Origin of the sequence: Streptomyces corchorusii, assembly GCF_001514055.1 — a bacterium.
GTDB classification, from domain to species: domain Bacteria; phylum Actinomycetota; class Actinomycetes; order Streptomycetales; family Streptomycetaceae; genus Streptomyces; species Streptomyces olivaceoviridis.
This window is the reverse complement of the sequence record NZ_KQ948357.1, coordinates 1-16,987: the sequence shown is the minus strand read 5'-3', so window position 1 is coordinate 16,987 and position 16,987 is coordinate 1. Positions and strand designations below refer to the sequence as shown.

Below are 16,987 nucleotides of genomic sequence, written 5' to 3'. Positions count from 1 at the left end.
GGGGCAGGAGCGATGACCGAGACCCAGGAGACCCGGGCCAATCCGTCGCGCCGCGCGCTGATCGGGTGGGGCGGTGCCGGGCTCGCGCTCGGGGCCGCGGCGGCCGGCGGGGCGGTGGCCATGGCCAGGACGGGCGACGACATGGACCCGGCCGCCGCCGAGACCGGCGGCGCGGTGGAGTTCCACGGCGTCCACCAGGCCGGCATCGCCACCCCCGTGCAGGACCGGCTGCACTTCGCCGCGTTCGACGTGAAGACCGACGACCGCGAAGCGTTCGTCCAGATGCTCAAGGACTGGACGGCGGCGGCCCGCCGGATGACCGCGGGGAAGACCGTCGGCGAGGGCGCCTACGGCGGGCTCGCCGAGGCCCCGCCGGACGACACCGGTGAGGCGCTCGGGCTCAAGCCGTCCCGCCTGACGCTCACCATCGGGTTCGGTCCGTCGCTCTTCGACAAGTTCGATCTGGCGGACCGCCGGCCCGAGGCCCTGGTCGACCTGCCCAAGTTCCCCGGCGACAACCTGGACAGGTCCCGCACCGGCGGCGACCTGTGCGTGCAGGCCTGCTCCGACGACCCCCAGGTCGCCGTGCACGCCATCCGCAACCTCGCCCGGATCGGCTTCGGCAAGGTCGCCATCCGCTGGTCCCAGCTCGGCTTCGGCAAGACCTCCTCGACCACCCCGGACGCGCAGACCCCGCGCAACCTGATGGGCTTCAAGGACGGCACCCGCAACATCGCGGGCACCGAGACCGACCGGCTGGACAAGTTCGTGTGGGTCGGCGAGGAGGACGGGCCGGACTGGATGACCGGCGGGTCGTACCTGGTCGCCCGGCGCATCCGCATGAACATCGAGACCTGGGACCGCGCCTCGCTCCAGGAGCAGGAGGACGTGTTCGGCCGGGACAAGCGCGAGGGCGCCCCGGTCGGCAAGGCCAAGGAGCACGACGAGCCGTTCCTGAAGGCGATGAAGCCCGACGCGCACGTACGGCTCGCGCACCCCGACTCCAACAACGGGATCACCATCCTGCGCCGGGGGTACTCCTTCACCGACGGCACCGACGGCCTCGGGCGGCTGGACGCGGGCCTGTTCTTCCTCGCCTACCAGCGGGACGTGCGCAAGGGGTTCATCCCGCTCCAGCGCCGCCTCGCCGCGCACGACGCGCTCAACGAGTACATCCAGCACGTGGGTTCGGCGGTCTTCGCGGTCCCGCCCGGTGTCCGGGACTCCGGCGACTGGTGGGGCCGCACGCTGTTCTCGAAGGGGGCATAGCCCGTGTTCTCCAACTACCTGATCGGCCTGCGGGAGGGTCTGGAGGCGTCGCTCGTCGTCTGCATCCTGATCGCCTACCTGGTCAAGACCGGCCGCAAGGACGCCCTGAGGCCGATCTGGATCGGCATCGGCATCGCGATCGCCATCGCCATGGGCTTCGGCTGCGCCCTGGAGTTCGGCTCCCAGGAGCTGACGTTCCAGGCGCAGGAGGCGCTCGGCGGCTCCCTGTCGGTCGTCGCCGTGGGCCTGGTGACCTGGATGGTGTTCTGGATGCGGCGCACCGCCCGGCACCTGAAGTCGGAACTGCACGGCAAGCTGGACGCCGCCCTCGCCCTCGGCACGGGCGCGCTGGTCGCCACCGCGTTCCTCGCGGTCGGCCGGGAGGGCCTGGAGACCGCGCTGTTCGTGTGGGCGTCGGTGCACGCGGCGAGCGACGGCACCCCGCGCCCGCTGATCGGCGTCGCCCTCGGCCTCGCCACGGCCGTCCTCCTCGGCTGGCTGTTCTACCGGGGCGCCCTGAAGATCAACCTGGCCAAGTTCTTCACCTGGACCGGCGGGATGCTGGTCGTGGTGGCGGCGGGCGTGCTGGCGTACGGCTTCCACGACCTCCAGGAGGCCGACTGGATCCCCGGCCTGAACGACCTGGCCTTCGACATCTCCGGTGTCATCCCGCCGGACAGCTGGTACGGCACCCTGCTGAAGGGCGTGTTCAACTTCCAGCCGGACCCGACGGTCCTTCAGATCACGGTGTGGGCGCTGTACCTGGTCCCGGTGCTCGCGCTGTTCCTCTCCCCGGTAGGGTTCGCCTCCGGGAAGGGGAAGGTGAAGGAGCCCGATGACCAGGGAACGCAGCCGTCAGCGGCTTCGCAGGCGTGACCGGAACGCACTCATAGCGGCCTCGCTGACCGCTTTGTCGCTGACCGCGAGCGGATGCGTGGTGGTGCACGGGGAGCGGGTGGTGCTTCCCGCGGCCACCCGCGCCGAGGCCGCCAAGGCGGTCACCGCGTTCACGGACGCGTACAACAAGGCCGACAAGGCCTACGACAGCTCCCTGGACGCGCCCTACGTCACCGGCGCCCTTTCCGACATCGACTCCGCCCGGCTGCGGGCCGGGCACGTCAACAGCCCGTCGGGGAACGCGAACCACACCCCGCTGACGCTGACGGACGTGAAGATCACGATCCCGGAGAAGGCCGGCTGGCCCCGCTGGTTCGTCGCCGACGCCCGGGGCAACAAGGGCGGGAACTACCGCTGGGTGCTGGTCTTCACCCGGGGCGACCTCGGCGAGCGCTGGCAGGTGAGCTATCTGACGCTCATGGCCCCCGGCACCGTCCCGGCGTTCAAGACGGACGAGGACGGCTGGGCCGAGGCCGTACCGGCCGGCGCCGGCGGGCTGGCCGTGCGCCCGGACGAGTTGAGCAAGACGTACGCGGACTACTTGAAGAACGGCGGGAAGGCCTTCGCGGACGGGCGCGACACCAGCGGGCTGCGCGCGGACCGCGCGAAGGAGGCCAAGAAGCCCGGCCTGGTCCGGCAGTTCATCGACGAACCGCTCACCCACGGCGACTACGCGCCGCTCGCGCTGCGCACGGCGGACGGCGGGGCGCTGGTGTTCTTCACCACGCACCACTACGAGAAGCAGACCGCCTACACGGGCGCCACCGTGCCGGTCCCGAACAAGGACGTGCGGGCCCTGATCAAGGGCGATGTGAAGCAGTCCCTGACGCTGGAGTCGATCGCCAACCAGGCCGTGCTCGACCCGGCCGGCAGTGGCCCGGTGCGGATGCTGGGGCGGGTGCAGGGGCTGACGTCCGCGCAGGGCGCGTAGGGCGAGCGGGGCCCGGGGGCCCGCCGGGCCGTCAGTGGTGCAGGGGCCAGGACGTGCCGTGGTGGCCGGGCTCGGAGCCCACGTGCCGGGCGCAGGCGTCGGTGAGCGCCTCCAGCAGGCTCAGCGGGTCCGGCAGCGGATGCTCCGGGCCGCGCACCCAGCGCACCCGCTGGTCGGCGTCGCCGGGCAGCCGGGCGGGCGGTACCAGGACGTAGGAGCCCCGGCAGTGCCAGCGCAGCCCGGGGTGCTCGTCCATCGTCTCGGGGTGGCAGTCCAGCTCGCAGGGCCACCACTCGTCCTCGTCCTCGGGGGTGCCGCGGGTGAGGGTGAAGAACAGCATGCGGCCGTCGTCGCTCTCGGCGACCGGGCCGACCTCGACGCCGGAGCCGAGCAGCCGGTCCAGCGCCTCCCGGCCGGCCGCCAGGGGCACGTCCAGCACGTCGTGCACCATGCCGGTGGCGGTGATGAAGTTCGCCGTCGGCTGGTGCCGGGCCCAGCGCTCGATCTGGGCGCGGTCCGTGGTGGACTGCGTCTGCCAGGCGAACGACACCGGGTGCCGGGCGGGGGTGGGACAGCCCACGCGGTCGCAGGAGCAGCGGTAGCCGTCGGCGGGATGCGCGGCGGGGGCGAGGGGCAGGCCCGCGGCGGCGGCTGCGAGCAGCAGGGTCTCACGGCCGCTGTCGTCGTCGGCGGCCTCCTTCGGGCGGCGTCCGAGCAGCCACTGGGAGAGTTTGCCCTGCCGGCCACCCCGGCCGCCGAACGTCGCGCTCATCTATCCCCTCGGTCTGGTGGTCGCCTCGCTGGTGTGCGGACAGCATGCCTTATCGTCCCATCTTCGTGTGCTTCGGGGGGTCGCCGCACAAGAGTGGCCGGCGGTCACCGGTGGACGGGCGGGCGGTTCAGCGCGGGGCGATCCCGTGCAGGGCGTACTCGACGAGGGTGTCCGTGTACGCGTACGAGACCGGCCCGCTCCGTTGCAGCCAGCGCTGGGCGAGCGGGGAGACGAACAGCTCCAGGGCGATCCGGGGGTCGACGTCGGCTCGTACGGCCCCCGCGTCCTGGGCCGAGCGCAACCGGGCGACGTACAGCTGGAGCTGCGGTTCCAGCAGCTTGGCGACGACCTCGCGGCCGAGCTGCTCGTTGACCACCCCCTCCGCGGCCAGCGCCCGTGCCGGCACCTCGAAGCGCGGGTCGAACAGCTCGTCCACCGTGGCCCGCAGCACCGCCTTGAGGTCGGCGGCCAGGTCACCGGTGTCCGGGACGGCGTCCGCCGCCTGCCCCGCCGCCTGCGCCGACTGCCCGGCGAGGTCGAGGAAGGCCTCCAGCAGGACGTCCGCCTTGGACGACCACCAGCGGTAGATGGTCTGCTTGCCGACCCCGGCCCGGGCGGCGATGGCCTCGACGGTGGTCTTCGGGTACCCGACCTCCCCGACCAGGGCGAGGGCGGCGGCGTAGATGGCCCGGCGGGACCTCTCGCTGCGGCGGGTGGCGTCGGGTGCGGGCTTGCTGACCATGGGGTCGAAAGTAACAAGCGGCGGGGGCGGGCTACGACACGCGTCAGGACGCGGGGTCGCACGGCGGCCAGGCGTCGCCCCAGTCCGCGTCCCGGGCCGCCTTGTACAGGTCGCCGTGGCGCTTGGTGACCGTCGTCCGGCGCAGCCGCTCCTCGGTCTCGCACAGGTCGAGCAGCACTTGGCCCTTGCGGAGCTGCGGGCGCCGGACCACCCGGGCGGGGGCGGGCTCGGCGGGCAGCCGGGTGGCGGCGACGTAGGAGAACTTCTCGTCCTCGTACGCCAGTGAGCCGCCCTTGACCTGGCGGTGCAGGGAGGAGCGGCCGACGCGGGCGGAGAAGTGGCACCAGTCCGTGCCGGGCGCGATGGGGCAGGCGGCGCTGTGCGGGCAGGGGGCGGCGATGCGGAAGCCGGCCCGGACCAGCCGGTCGCGGGCCTCGATGACGCGCGCGTAGCCGGCCGGGGTGCCGGCTTCGACGATCACGACGGTCCGCGCGGCGCCGGCGGCGGCGTCGACGAGGGCGGCGCGGTCGGTCTCGGCGAGTTCGTTGAGGACGTACGACACCGTGACCAGGTCGGTGGTGTCCAGGGTGAGGTCGGCGCCGATCCGGGCGCGCTGCCAGCGGGCGTCCTTCAGGGCCGGGTTGGCGGCGGCGATCTCCCGGCCGAGGGCGAGGGCGGGTTCGGCCCAGTCCAGCACGGTGACGCCGCGCTCGCCGGGCCAGGTGGCGGTGACGGCCCAGGTGGCGGCGCCGGTGCCGCCGCCTACGTCCACATGGCTGCCGGGGGTCCAGTCGGGGACGGTCGCCGCGAACGCCTCCAGCGCGCGGTGGACGGCCTCGAAGGTGGCGGGCATGCGGTAGGCGGCGTACGCGGCCACGTCGGCGCGGTCGCGGAGGATCGGCGCGTGGGTCGGGGTGTCGCCGCGGTAGTTGGCGATCAGCCGGTCCACGGCGGCGGTGACCTCCGTGGGGGGCAGGCCGTCGAGCAGCTCGGCCAGGGCTGTGCGCAGGGGGTCGTTCACCTGGCGATTCTATGGCGCCCGGCGCCGGTGCGAGCCCGCCGCCCTCGGTTGTCAGACGACCGCTCTCGCCAGGTGGGTCGCCAGCCTCGCTCGTGGGGCGCTGTCCGGGGCGCGGCGTTTCGGGTGGACCGTGTTGGCCAGGAGGACGAGGAACGTGTCCGTCGCCCGGTCCAGGATCAGGGCCGTGCCGGTGAAGCCCGTGTGGCCCGCCGCGCCGCGGCCCGCCAGTTCGCCCATGAACCACGGCTGGTCCACGCAGAAGCCCAGTCCGGGCGGGGTGAACAGCAGCTCCACGTAGTCGGGGCCGAGGATGCGCGCGGGGCCGTAGGAGCCGCCCGCGAGCAGGGCGCGGCAGAAGACGGCCAGGTCGGGCGCGGTGGAGAAGAGGCCCGCGTGGCCGGCGACCCCGCCGAGCGCCCAGGCGTTCTCGTCGTGGACCACGCCCCGCAGCATCCCCCGGTCGGCCTTGGCCCACGGCCGCCGCTGGTCCTCGGTGGCCGCGGCGCCGGGGCAGGGTCCGAACGCGGTGGCGTTCATGCCGAGCGGCCGGGTGACGCAGTCCCGCACGAGGACGTCGAGGCTCCGGCCGGTGACGCGTTCCAGGACGAACTGGAGCAGGAGCATGTTCAGGTCCGAGTACGCGTACCGGCCCATCTCGCCGGACGGGGCCTCGGCACGCAGCAGGTCGAGACGGGTGGCGTCGTCGGGGCAGTCGTACAGGGGGAGTTCGGGGCGCAGACCGGAGGTGTGGGTGAGCAGCTGCCGCACCGTGATGCCGTGCGCGGCGGCGGCGTGGAAGTCGGGCAGGTAGTCGCCGACGCGGGCGTCCATGCCGAGGGTGCCGCGCTCGATCTGCTGCACGGCGGCGACGGACGTGAACAGCTTGGTCAGGGAGGCCAGGTCGAAGGGGGTGTCGACGGTGGCCGGGACCCGGGCGGCCGGCGGCAGTTCCACGCCGGTGCCGCTCTCGGGGTCGTGGGCGGCGTAGCGCACGGCCCAGCCCGCGGCCTCGGCCACGGCGATCACGGGTCCGCGGCCGGCCAGGACGACGGCGCCGGACGCCCAGGGGCGCTCACCGGCGGTGAGGGCGTGCACCTCGTCGACCAGGTGCCCGAGTTCGACGGGGTCGAGCCCGGCCCGTTCCGCCGTGCCGGCGCGCAGTCTCGGTGCGCTCAGCTCTCGTCTCCCTCCGACCCCGCACGGGTGGTCCCCCGTGTCGCCCAGGGACGGCACATTCCCACGAAGCAGGCCACCGCGACCAGTGCTCCGGCCAGCTGGACGACGGCCATCGGGACGGCGGTGTGCTCCCCGGCGACGCCGACGAGGGGGGAGGCGACCGCGCCGACGAGGAAGGAGGAGGTGCCGAGCAGCGCGGAGGCGGAGCCGGCCGCGTGCTTGGTGCGCAGCAGGGCGAGGGTCTGGGCGTTGGGCAGGGTGACGCCCATCGCGGACATCAGGACGAAGAGGGCGGCGGCGACGGGGACGAGGCCGGTGTCGCCGAAGACGCCCGTGGCCATCAGCAGCAGGGCGGTCGCGGCGAGCACGATCACCGCCAGGCCGCCGGCGAGCACCTTGTCCAGGCTGACCCGCCCGACCAGGACCTTGCCGTTGAACTGGCCGGCGGCCACCAGGCCGACGGAGTTGAGGCCGAACAGCAGGCTGAAGGTCTGCGGGGAGGCGCCGTAGATCTCCTGGACGACGAAGGGGGACGCGCTGACGTAGGCGAACAGCGCGGCGAAGGCGAAGCCGCCGGCGAGCATGTAGCCGGTGAAGGGCAGGTCGGCGAGGAGGCCGCGCATCGCCCGCAGGGTCTCGCGGGTTCCGCCGCTGTGCCGTTCGGTCGGCGGCAGGGTCTCCGGCAGCCGGACCCAGACGAGGGCGGTGAGCGCGGCGCCGACCACCGTGAGCACCACGAAGACGCCCCGCCAGTCCGTCACCCGGAGGATCTGCCCGCCGACGAGCGGCGCGACGATGGGGGCGGCCCCGGAGATCAGCATGAGGGTGGAGAAGAAGCGGGCCATGGCGACGCCGTCGTACAGGTCGCGTACGACGGCGCGGGCGATGACCACTCCGGCCGCGCCGGCGAGGCCCTGGACCAGCCGGAAGGCGATCAGCGTCTCGACGGTGGGCGCGAGGGCGCACAGGGCGGTGGCGAGCAGGTAGACGACGAGTCCGGCGAGCAGCGGGCGGCGCCGGCCCCAGCGGTCGCTGAGGGGGCCGACGACCAGTTGGCCGAGGGCGAGTCCGGCCATGCAGGCGGTGAGGGTGAGCTGGACGGTGACGGCGGGGGCGTCGAGCGAGCGGGTGACCTCCGGCAGTGACGGCAGGTACATGTCCATCGCGAGCGGGGTGGTCGCGGTGAGGCCGCCGAGGAGGAAGGTGACGAGGGGGCCGGTGCGGCGCGGTGCGCGGGCCGGTGACGGTACGGAGGCGGAGGCGGACCGCTGGTCCTGTCGCGGTGTCGGTGCCGCCGCGTGGTCCGGCATGTGCCCCTCCCTGTTCTCTGCGTTCTCTGCGTTCTCTGCGTTCTCTGACATCGGTGTCGCTGACATGACCGGCACCTATGCTCTCAGCTCGTACACACTGCCGGGGAACGGATGAGCGAGGGCGGGGATGGCGGGAGAGAGCGTGCGGTGGGGGATCCTGGCGACGGGCGGGATCGCGGCGGCGTTCGCGGCGGATCTGGTGGATCTGCCGGGCGCGGAGATCGTGGCGGTGGCCTCGCGGCGGCGGGAGCCGGCGGAGGCGTTCGCCGAGCGGTTCGGGGTGGAGCGGGCGTACGGCGACTGGGAGTCGCTGGCGGCGGACCCGGACGTCGACGTCGTGTACGTCGCCACTCCGCACGCGGCGCACCGGGCGGCAGCCGGGCTGTGCCTGGAGGCGGGCCGGAACGTGCTGTGCGAGAAGCCGTTCACGCTGAACCTGCGCGAGGCGGAGGAACTCGTCGCGCTGGCGCGGGAGCACGACCGCTTCCTGATGGAGGCGATGTGGATGTACTGCAACCCGCTGGTCCGGCGGCTGAAGGCGCTGGTGGAGGACGGGGCGATCGGCGAGGTGCGGACCGTGCACGCCGACTTCGGCCTGGCCGGCCCCTTCCCGGCCGCGCACCGGCTGCGGGACCGGGCGCTGGGCGGCGGTGCGCTGCTGGACCTGGGCGTGTACCCGGTGTCGTTCGCGCAGTTGCTGCTGGGCGAGCCGGACGGGGTCGCCGCGAGCGCGGTGCTGTCGCCCGAGGGCGTCGATCTCCAGACGGGCGCGGTGCTGTCCTGGGAGAGCGGCGCGCTGGCCTCGCTGCACTGCTCGATCGTCGGCGGTACGGCGGTCACCGCGTCGGTCACCGGTTCGCGCGGCCGGATCGACATCCCGTCCGGCTTCTTCAACCCCGACCGGTTCGTACTGCACCGGGACGGCCGTGACCCCGAGGAGTTCGCCGCCGACCCGGCCGACGGGCCGCGCACCAGCCTGCGGCACGAGGCGGCGGAGGTCATGCGGGCGCTGCGGGCGGGCGAGAAGGAGTCGCCGCTGGTGCCGCTGGAGGGCACGCTCGCGGTGATGCGGACGCTGGACGCGGTGCGGGAGCGGATCGGGGTGCGCTACCCCGGGGAGGAGACGGCGGGTGACGAGACGGCCGTTCTCGCCGGGTAACCGTATGGCGGACAGTGGATTCCGCATGGCGGACTTCCCGCCTACGCTGCGGAACCATGACTGACAGGCAATCGAACATCGCGGTGGTGACCGGGGCCGGCTCCGGCATCGGCCGGGCCGTCGCCGTGGAACTGCTGCGCGCGGGCTGGTCGGTGGCGCTGGCCGGCCGGCGCGCGGAGCCGCTGGCGGCGACGGCGGCACTGGCGCCGGGGGCGGCCTCGCTCGCCGTCCCCACCGACGTGTCACGGCCCGAGGACGTCGAGGCGCTCTTCACGGCGACCGTGGAGCGGTTCGGCCGGGTGGACCTGCTGTTCAACAACGCGGGGACCTTCGGGCCCGGCGGGGTCCCGGTCGAGGAACTGCCCTACGACGCCTGGCGGCACGTGGTGGACACCAACCTCAACGGCGCGTTCCTGTGCGCCCAGGCGGCCTACCGGCGGATGAAGGAGCAGGACCCGCAGGGCGGCCGGATCATCAACAACGGCTCCGTCTCGGCCCACACGCCCCGCCCGCGGTCGGTCGCCTACACCGCGACCAAGCACGCGCTGACCGGCCTGACCAAGTCGCTCTCCCTGGACGGGCGGCCGTACCGCATCGCGGTCGGGCAGATCGACATCGGCAACGCGGCGACGGACATGACGGCCCGGATGGAGACGGGCGCGCTCCAGGCGAACGGGGAGGTGGTCCCGGAACCGGTGATGGACGTGGCCGATGTGGCGCGCACGGTACGGCACATGGCGGAGCTGCCGCTGGAGGCGAACGTGCAGTTCGCGACGGTACTGGCGACGGCGATGCCGTACATCGGGCGGGGCTGAGGCGCGCCCTTCGCCCGCCCCCGCAAACGGAATTTGAACATCCGTGCTATTGCGGTCCATCGGTGACATGTGCTCAACTTTTCTCCACCAGAGCTTCACAGTTGGGGCACAGAGGTTCCGCGGCCACTGCGAGGGGGGAGGCGGCGGCCGTTCCATCGGACGGGAGTTGGGGGTGGACCTCGCGGCGGGCCGCGGGGTACACACCGGCCGCTGGAACGACCGCCGCCACACACGCCGTACGACGGGATCGGTGGCAGGGCAGGCGGTACGACCGCTCAGCGCGGGTGCGTGTGACCGTCCGCGCCGGCACCCCGGTCAGCGCCGGTGCCCGCCCCCCGTCTCCGCTCCGTCGGCCGCCGGTGCCCCCGCCGTCCGTGCCCGGCGCCTGCGCAGGGTCCAGGCTCCCGCTCCCAGCACCGCGAGCGCCCCGGCGGCGCCCTCCGCGATCCGCCACGCCGAGCCGCCGCCGGACGCCGAGCCGGGAGCGCCGGCCGCCGCCTGCACCGTCTTCGGCGCGGGCACCGGGGTCGCGCTCGCCCCGCCCTCGCTGAGCGGTTCGACCAGCAGGCCCACCGGCTGGGCCGAACGCCCGTGGGTGAAGCCCCAGTCGAGGAGCGCGGCGGTGTGCTCGTAGACGGCGTTGCCGCCCGCGTCGGGATGCATCACGGTGACCAGCAGGGTGCGCCCGCCCCGGGTGGCCGCGCCGGTGAAGGTGTTACCGGCATGGCTGGTGTAGCCGTTCTTGACACCGATCAGGCCGTCGTAGGTCTTCAGGCCCCACGCCCCGGTCAGCAGGCGGTCGGTGTTCTGGATCTGGAAGGTCTTCTTCCCGCCCGCCGGGAAGTCGGCGGTCCGCGTGCCGCAGTAGGCGCGGAAGTCGGGGTCCTTCAGGCCGTGCCGGGCGAAGAGCGTGAGGTCGTACGCCGAGGAGAGCTGCCCCTTGTGGTCGAAGCCGTCCGGGCTGACCACATGGGTGTCCAGGGCCTGGAGGTCCGCGGCCTTGGCCTGCATCTCGGCGACGGTCTTCGCGACGCCGCCGTTCATGTGGGACAGCACGTGCACGGCGTCGTTCCCCGAGCGCAGGAACACGCCCTGCCACAACTGCTCGACGGTGTAGGTGAGGCCGGGCTTGATGCCGACGAGGCTGGAGCCGGCCGGGATGTCGGCGAGATCGGCGTCGGTGACCCGGTACCGCTCGGTGCGCTCGAACTTCTTCAGCACGGTGGCGGCGAACAGCATCTTCAGCGTGGACGCGGGCGCGAGCCGCCGGTGCGCGCCGAAGGAGGCGAGCACCTCCCCGCTCTCGCAGTCGGCGACCAGCCAGGAGCGGGCGGTGAGCTTCTTGGGCAGCCCGGTGGCGCCGCGCACCTGGACGCCGGCGCGGGCCAGCCGCTCGCCGCCGACGACGGTCGCCGCGGCGGCGGAGGTGGCCGTGGACAGGGGAAGGGCGGCGGCCGTCAGTCCGAGGACGGCACGCCGGCTGAGCCGGGAACATTCACGCACCCGGGGACCGTACACCGCGTCGAGCAGGGACTTCACGAACTGGTGGCCGAGACGGCACGGAATTTGCCGCGTTATGAAAATCCGATGAAGTACCCCCGTTCCCCGGCCCTTACACCTCTCTTGCACCCCTCCTGCCGCTCACCTGCCGAGCAGACGGTCGATCTCCGCCGACTGCGCCGCGGTGAGGGGCCCCTTCGCGAGCGCCCCGGCGTTCTCCTCGGCCTGGGCGACTGTCCGGAAACCGGGGATGGGCACGGTGCGCGGGCTGCGGGCCCACAGCCAGGCGAGGGCGCCCTGGGCGAGGCTGCGGCCCTCGCTGGTGAGGAGGGAGCGGACCGCGTCGATCCGGGCCAGCCACTCGGGATCGGCGCCGGAGCCGTCGTCCGCGTACCCCGGGAGCCAGGCCGGCGGCCGGCTCCGGATGTCCCCGGCCTCCAGCGGCCCGCCGCGCCGCCCGGCGAGCAGTCCCATGGCGAGCGGGCTGCGGTTGACGCTCGCCAGCTCCAACCGCTCGCACAAGGCCACGAGTTCGGGTGCGTCCTGGAGGACGTTGAGGGCGTGCTGTACGGCCGTGCAGTGCGGGCCCTCGGCGAAGACGGCGGCCCGCGCGGGGTCGTCGGTGCTCCAGCCGTAGGCGCGGACGAGCCCTTCGCCGACGAACTCCTCGCAGGCGTCGCGCAGTTCGGCGGCCCGCGCCGGGTCGGCGTCGGAGATGTGGAGCTGGTAGAGGTCGACGCGGTCGGTGCCGAGGCGGCGCAGGGAGGCGGTGAGGGCCCGGCGGGCGTACTCCGGGGTGGCGTCGGTGCCGGTGAGGGTGCGGGTGTCCGCGTCGAAGACGTTGCCCCACTTGGTGGCGAGGACGACGTCGTCCCGCCGCTTGCCGAGGGCCTTGCCGAGGATCTCCTCGCTGTGCCCGGTGCCGTAGGAGTCGGCGGTGTCGAAGAAGGTGACGCCGAGGTCCAGCGCCCGGCGGACGGCCCGTACGGACTCGTCGTCGTCCACCTTCCCCCAGCCGACGGGCTGCCCGTCGGCGGTCTGGTGCTCACCCCCGATGGCCCAGCACCCGAAACCGAGCGCGCTCACCTCGATGCCACTGCGTCCCAGCGTTCGTGTCGTCATGGGCGGGACGGTAGGGGTTGGAGCGCAGGCGAACACAAGCCCACGGGGGTGTTGTCACGTTCGCGCGTCTCCGCAAGCCCGGGTCTTCTCACGCCTGCCCGGTCTCGAAGCGCGAGATCCGCCCGTCGTCCTCGACGGTGAAGCTCCACCGGGTGCGCATCTCGCCCCAGGTGTCGTTGCGGTAGCGGGCGAGCAGGGTCCGGCCGCCGGCGGACTCGTTGTCGACCTCCATGTGGCCGTGGGAGGAGAAGATCTCCCGGTCGATCCAGTCGGCGAGGTCCCGGTCGGAGCCGTCGTCGGCCATGGTCGCCCCGGGCGTGAGCAGGGCCATGAAGCCCTCGCGGTCGTGGGCGTTGACGGCGTGGACGAAGGCCCGGACCGCGGGGTCGCTGAGCTTGGCCGGTTGAATCGTCATGGCGTCAGACTCACACCGCGCCGGCGGGCCCGCCACCCGAACGGCAGCCAGGACGGGCCGGGCCGCGTCGGCGGTGCGAGGGTGGGAACGCGGGAGGGGACGTGTCCGCCTGTCTGCTGGGGAGTCACCGTGACCTGTTACAACCGACGTGATCTGGGCCTGCTGCTGCTTCGGCTGAGCACCGGCGGAGTACTGGCGGCGCACGGCGCGCAGAAGCTGTTCGGCTGGTTCGGCGGGCACGGGCTGGAGGGCACCGGCCAGTACATGGAGTCCATCGGCTACGCGCCCGGCAAGCTGAGCGCGACGGCGTCGGGGCTGGCGGAGGCGGGCGGCGGCACCCTGCTGGCCCTGGGCCTCGCGACCCCGGCGGCGGGCGCGGCGGCGGCCGGCGGCATGGCGGGGGCGGCGGCGGTGCACATGCCCCACGGCTTCTTCGCGCAGGAGGGCGGTTACGAGTACGCGGCGACCCTCGGCCTGGCCGCGGCCGGTCTCGCCATCGCCGGTCCGGGCCGCCTCTCCCTCGACCACGCCCTCGGCCACGTCCTCGACCGCGGCTGGATGGTCCCGGTCGCCCTCGGCGTGACCGCCGCGGCGACGGCCGTGATGGTGGGCGCCCGCAACCGCCGGGTACGGCAGCAGGCGGAGGGCGAACAGGAGACGCTGTTCGAGGAGTGAGCCGACGGTCGTCCTGTGGGGCGGCCGGGTGGTGCCCGAGGCGGGCCCTGCCTCTCCGGCCATGCCCAGGGCCTGGCGACCGGCGCCGGGGCCGGCTGCCTCTGGACGGCAGGAGGCATTCATGGTCGGGTCGGGGCCATGACCTCCTTGATCCGCCATGTCACCATCGACTCTGCCGATCCCTACAACCTTGCGCGTTTCTGGGCCGAGGTTCTGAACGGCTCTCTCGCCGAGGACGACTTTCCGGGAGATCCGGAAGCCGTGGTCACATCCGCCACGGCCACCTTGCTGTTCGTCCGGGTCGATGACCGCAAGAGCGTGAAGAACCGCGTGCACGTGGATCTCCAGCCTCAGGACCTCACCCGGGACGAAGAGGTCGAGCGGCTGCTCTCGCTCGGTGCCACGCTGGAGAGCGACCACCGAAGGCCCGACGGAACGGGGTGGGTGACGCTGCACGACCCCGAAGGCAATGAGTTCTGCGTGGAACGCAGCGCAGCGGAGCGGGCGAACGGCTGACGGCCTGTTGTTCGGCTGAGCGGCCTGTTGTTCTGGCGAACGGCCTGTTGTTCGGCACAGCGGCCTGTCGTTCGCTGTTGCGGCCTGTCGTTCGTTGCCTGTCGTTCGTTGTTGCGGCCTGCCGTTCGGTCGTGCGGCACGGCCGCCGAGCGTCGGCGGGCCGCGTCGGCTGTGCCACCTGGACCTGCGCAACAACCGGCTCGGCGAACTCCCGGACGCGGTCGCCGGGTTGACCGAGCCGACCCCTCTCGCCCTGCGCGGCTGCGCCGTGCCGACCTGACACGACATTCCCAGGGGTCTCCCCCGCTTGAAGGGGCCTGCCCGAGGGCGGCGAACGCACTGATGACTTTCAGCCATCTTTGACCTCCTGCCACTTCCGCCCCGTGCGGCACAGCCCGTCTCCCGTCCGGCCACGGCCCGGCCGCGCACCCTCCACGGGCGTCGCGGGAGAGCCCGCGGAGCCCTTGTCGCGCCTGGGCGCAGACCCCCGTTTTCGCTCGCTGTCCGAACAGCTAACACACCCCGGGACACTACATCTGGGGTCCGTTGCGACGCGAGACACAAGATGTATGCTCCCACCTGATTTCGGCGACACCTGAGACGCCCACGGCACAGCGGGCCCCTCAGGCACTGGCGTCTGCCTTTCCCTGCCTTGCCACCCCTGTGTCCCGGGCCCCGTCCTCCACCCAACGAGGGAGCACCACGTGACCATCGCTCCGAGCTTTCCGGCCTCGCGCACCGAGGAGCACTTGCAGCAGGACCTGGAGCCCGCGCTGCTGCGGACGCTGACCGAGCTGACCGCCGACCTGCCCGACGCCGACCCGGGTCGGGTCGCCGCCGCCGCGCTGCGCGGCCGGTCCGCTCGGGCCGACGAGGCGGAGCTGCGGGAGCTGGCCACGGAGGCCGCCGCCGGGCTCATCTCCGAGGACCCCGCCTACTCGAAGCTGGCCGCCCGGCTGCTGACGATCAGCATCCGCCGTGAGGTCGCCGCGCAGGGCGTGTCGACCTTCACCGAGTCGATCGCGCTCGGCCGGCGCGAGGGCCTGATCGCCGACGGCACGGCGGAGTTCGTCCGCACCCACGCCGAACGGCTCGACGCTCTGGTCGAGTCCGCCGTGGCGGAGGGCGCCGACGACCGCTTCGGCTACTTCGGCCTGCGCACCCTCTACAGCCGCTACCTGCTGCGCCACCCGGTCACCCGCAAGGTGATCGAGACGCCCCAGCACTTCCTGCTGCGGGTGGCGAGCGGTCTGGCGGAGGACGACACGAGCCGTTCCGTCGAGGAGGTCGCGGCGCTGTACGGCCTGATGAGCCGCCTGGACTACCTGCCGTCCTCCCCCACGCTCTTCAACTCCGGCACCCCGCACCCGCAGATGTCCGCGTGCTACCTGCTGGACTCCCCGCTGGACGAGTTGGACTCCATCTACGACCGCTACCACCAGGTCGCCCGCCTCTCCAAGCACGCCGGCGGCATCGGCCTGTCCTACTCCCGCATCCGCTCCCGCGGCACCTTCATCCGGGGGACGAACGGGCACTCCAACGGGATCGTGCCGTTCCTGAAGACGCTGGACGCCTCCGTGGCGGCGGTGAACCAGGGCGGCCGGCGCAAGGGCGCGGCAGCGGTCTACCTGGAGACCTGGCACTCCGACATCGAGGAGTTCCTGGAGCTGCGGGACAACACCGGTGAGGACGCCCGCCGCACCCACAACCTCAACCTCGCGCACTGGATCCCGGACGAGTTCATGCGCCGGGTCAACGCCGACGAGCAGTGGTCGCTGTTCTCCCCCGCCGACGTGCCCGAGCTGGTCGACCTGTGGGGCGAGGACTTCGACGCCGCCTACCGCAAGGCCGAAGCGGCGGGCCTGGCGAAGAAGACCATCGCGGCCCGCGAGCTGTACGGGCGGATGATGCGCACCTTGGCCCAGACCGGCAACGGCTGGATGACCTTCAAGGACGCCGCCAACCGTACCGCCAACCAGACCGCCGAACCCGGCAACGTCGTCCACTCCTCCAACCTGTGCACCGAGATCCTGGAGGTCACCAACGACGGCGAAACCGCCGTCTGCAACCTCGGCTCGGTCAACCTTGGCGCGTTCGTGGACGCGGTGAGCGGGGACATCGACTGGGAGCGGCTGGACCAGACGGTCCGCACCGCCGTGACCTTCCTGGACCGCGTGGTCGACATCAACTTCTACCCCACCGAGCAGGCAGGCCGCTCCAACGCCAAATGGCGTCCGGTCGGCCTGGGCGCGATGGGCCTACAGGACGTCTTCTTCAAGCTCCGTCTGCCCTTCGACTCGGCGGAAGCCAAGCAGCTCTCCACCCGGATCGCCGAGCGGATCATGCTCGCCGCCTACGAGACCTCCGCCGACCTCGCCGAGCGCAACGGCCCCCTGCCCGCCTGGGAGCAGACCCGCGCCGCCCGCGGCGTCCTCCACCCCGACCACTACGACGTCCAGTTCACCTGGCCCGAACGCTGGGCGGCGCTGAGGGAACGTGTCGCCGCGGTGGGCATGCGCAACGCCCTCATGCTGGCCATCGCCCCGACCTCGACCATCGCGTCGATCGCGGGGGTGTACGAGTGCATCGAGCCCCAGGTCTCCAACCTGTTCAAACGCGAGACCCTCTCGGGCGAGTTCCTCCAGGTCAACTCCTACCTCGTACAAG

17 protein-coding genes are annotated in these 16,987 nt (G+C 72.9%); 9 read left to right on the top strand and 8 right to left on the bottom strand.

Going from position 1 to position 16,987, the window contains the following annotated elements; translation table 11 throughout:
• Positions 1–12 precede the first annotated feature (12 nt).
• From efeB to AQJ11_RS18550, 3 genes are read left to right on the top strand one after another with little or no spacing between them, the layout of a single operon-like run.
• A complete protein-coding gene (gene efeB / locus AQJ11_RS18560; RefSeq protein WP_014672367.1) occupies positions 13–1,269 on the top strand; it encodes an iron uptake transporter deferrochelatase/peroxidase subunit in 1,257 nt (418 codons plus the stop codon).
• 3 nt (positions 1,270–1,272) lie between these two features.
• On the top strand, positions 1,273–2,145 hold the full coding sequence (efeU, locus tag AQJ11_RS18555) for an iron uptake transporter permease EfeU (protein ID WP_014672368.1): 873 nt from the start codon (positions 1,273–1,275) through the stop codon (positions 2,143–2,145).
• Entirely contained in the window at positions 2,105–3,097 is a 993-nt protein-coding gene (locus AQJ11_RS18550) for an SCO2278 family lipoprotein (protein WP_079082351.1), read from the top strand. Before efeU ends, AQJ11_RS18550 begins: the two co-directional genes overlap by 41 nt.
• 31 nt (positions 3,098–3,128) lie before the next feature.
• Here the strand turns inward: AQJ11_RS18550 and AQJ11_RS18545 are convergent, their stop codons facing one another.
• From AQJ11_RS18545 to AQJ11_RS18525, 5 genes are all read right to left on the bottom strand, one after another.
• Positions 3,129–3,869, bottom strand: coding sequence for a bifunctional DNA primase/polymerase (locus AQJ11_RS18545; RefSeq protein ID WP_058080322.1), 741 nt, complete (start codon positions 3,867–3,869; stop codon positions 3,129–3,131).
• A gap of 127 nt (positions 3,870–3,996) precedes the next feature.
• The gene (locus AQJ11_RS18540; RefSeq protein WP_058080323.1) at positions 3,997–4,611 is read right to left on the bottom strand and encodes a TetR/AcrR family transcriptional regulator; all 615 of its coding nucleotides are present in this window, start codon (positions 4,609–4,611) and stop codon (positions 3,997–3,999) included.
• A gap of 43 nt (positions 4,612–4,654) precedes the next feature.
• Positions 4,655–5,632, bottom strand: a complete 978-nt coding sequence (locus AQJ11_RS18535) for a small ribosomal subunit Rsm22 family protein (protein ID WP_059263799.1) — start codon at positions 5,630–5,632, stop codon at positions 4,655–4,657.
• Between the two features lie 51 nt (positions 5,633–5,683).
• On the bottom strand, positions 5,684–6,865 hold the full coding sequence (locus AQJ11_RS18530; RefSeq protein WP_208616560.1) for a serine hydrolase domain-containing protein: 1,182 nt from the start codon (positions 6,863–6,865) through the stop codon (positions 5,684–5,686).
• Entirely contained in the window at positions 6,805–8,118 is a 1,314-nt protein-coding gene (locus AQJ11_RS18525) for a multidrug effflux MFS transporter (RefSeq protein WP_058080325.1), read from the bottom strand. Before AQJ11_RS18525 ends, AQJ11_RS18530 begins: the two co-directional genes overlap by 61 nt.
• A gap of 127 nt (positions 8,119–8,245) precedes the next feature.
• On the opposite strand from AQJ11_RS18525, the gene AQJ11_RS18520 reads away from it, so the two are divergent.
• Positions 8,246–9,277 (top strand): Gfo/Idh/MocA family protein, encoded by a 1,032-nt coding sequence (locus AQJ11_RS18520; protein WP_208616559.1) that lies wholly within the window; start codon positions 8,246–8,248, stop codon positions 9,275–9,277.
• A gap of 56 nt (positions 9,278–9,333) precedes the next feature.
• On the top strand, positions 9,334–10,092 hold the full coding sequence (locus AQJ11_RS18515) for an SDR family oxidoreductase (protein WP_041665135.1): 759 nt from the start codon (positions 9,334–9,336) through the stop codon (positions 10,090–10,092).
• A 315-nt stretch (positions 10,093–10,407) separates the two neighbouring features.
• On the opposite strand, the gene AQJ11_RS18510 is transcribed toward AQJ11_RS18515, so the two are convergent.
• The 3 genes from AQJ11_RS18510 to AQJ11_RS18500 form a co-directional block, all read right to left on the bottom strand.
• Positions 10,408–11,631 (bottom strand): D-alanyl-D-alanine carboxypeptidase family protein, encoded by a 1,224-nt coding sequence (locus AQJ11_RS18510; protein ID WP_059263798.1) that lies wholly within the window; start codon positions 11,629–11,631, stop codon positions 10,408–10,410.
• A gap of 102 nt (positions 11,632–11,733) precedes the next feature.
• The gene (locus tag AQJ11_RS18505; protein ID WP_208616558.1) at positions 11,734–12,714 is read right to left on the bottom strand and encodes an aldo/keto reductase; all 981 of its coding nucleotides are present in this window, start codon (positions 12,712–12,714) and stop codon (positions 11,734–11,736) included.
• A gap of 88 nt (positions 12,715–12,802) precedes the next feature.
• Positions 12,803–13,129 carry a nuclear transport factor 2 family protein gene (locus tag AQJ11_RS18500; RefSeq protein ID WP_058080329.1) on the bottom strand — a complete coding sequence of 109 codons (327 nt, stop codon included), beginning with the start codon at positions 13,127–13,129 and terminating at the stop codon, positions 12,803–12,805.
• Between the two features lie 129 nt (positions 13,130–13,258).
• On the opposite strand from AQJ11_RS18500, the gene AQJ11_RS18495 reads away from it, so the two are divergent.
• The 4 genes from AQJ11_RS18495 to AQJ11_RS18485 form a co-directional block, all read left to right on the top strand.
• On the top strand, positions 13,259–13,804 hold the full coding sequence (locus tag AQJ11_RS18495) for a DoxX family protein (RefSeq protein ID WP_014672380.1): 546 nt from the start codon (positions 13,259–13,261) through the stop codon (positions 13,802–13,804).
• 138 nt (positions 13,805–13,942) lie between these two features.
• Positions 13,943–14,320: a VOC family protein gene (locus AQJ11_RS18490; RefSeq protein ID WP_015493234.1), complete on the top strand. Its 378-nt coding sequence runs from the start codon at positions 13,943–13,945 to the stop codon at positions 14,318–14,320.
• A 94-nt stretch (positions 14,321–14,414) separates the two neighbouring features.
• Positions 14,415–14,600: a hypothetical protein gene (locus tag AQJ11_RS46035; RefSeq protein WP_079082350.1), complete on the top strand. Its 186-nt coding sequence runs from the start codon at positions 14,415–14,417 to the stop codon at positions 14,598–14,600.
• A gap of 424 nt (positions 14,601–15,024) precedes the next feature.
• Positions 15,025–16,987: ribonucleoside-diphosphate reductase subunit alpha (locus AQJ11_RS18485; protein WP_059263796.1), on the top strand; the 1,963-nt coding region annotated here is incomplete at its 3' end.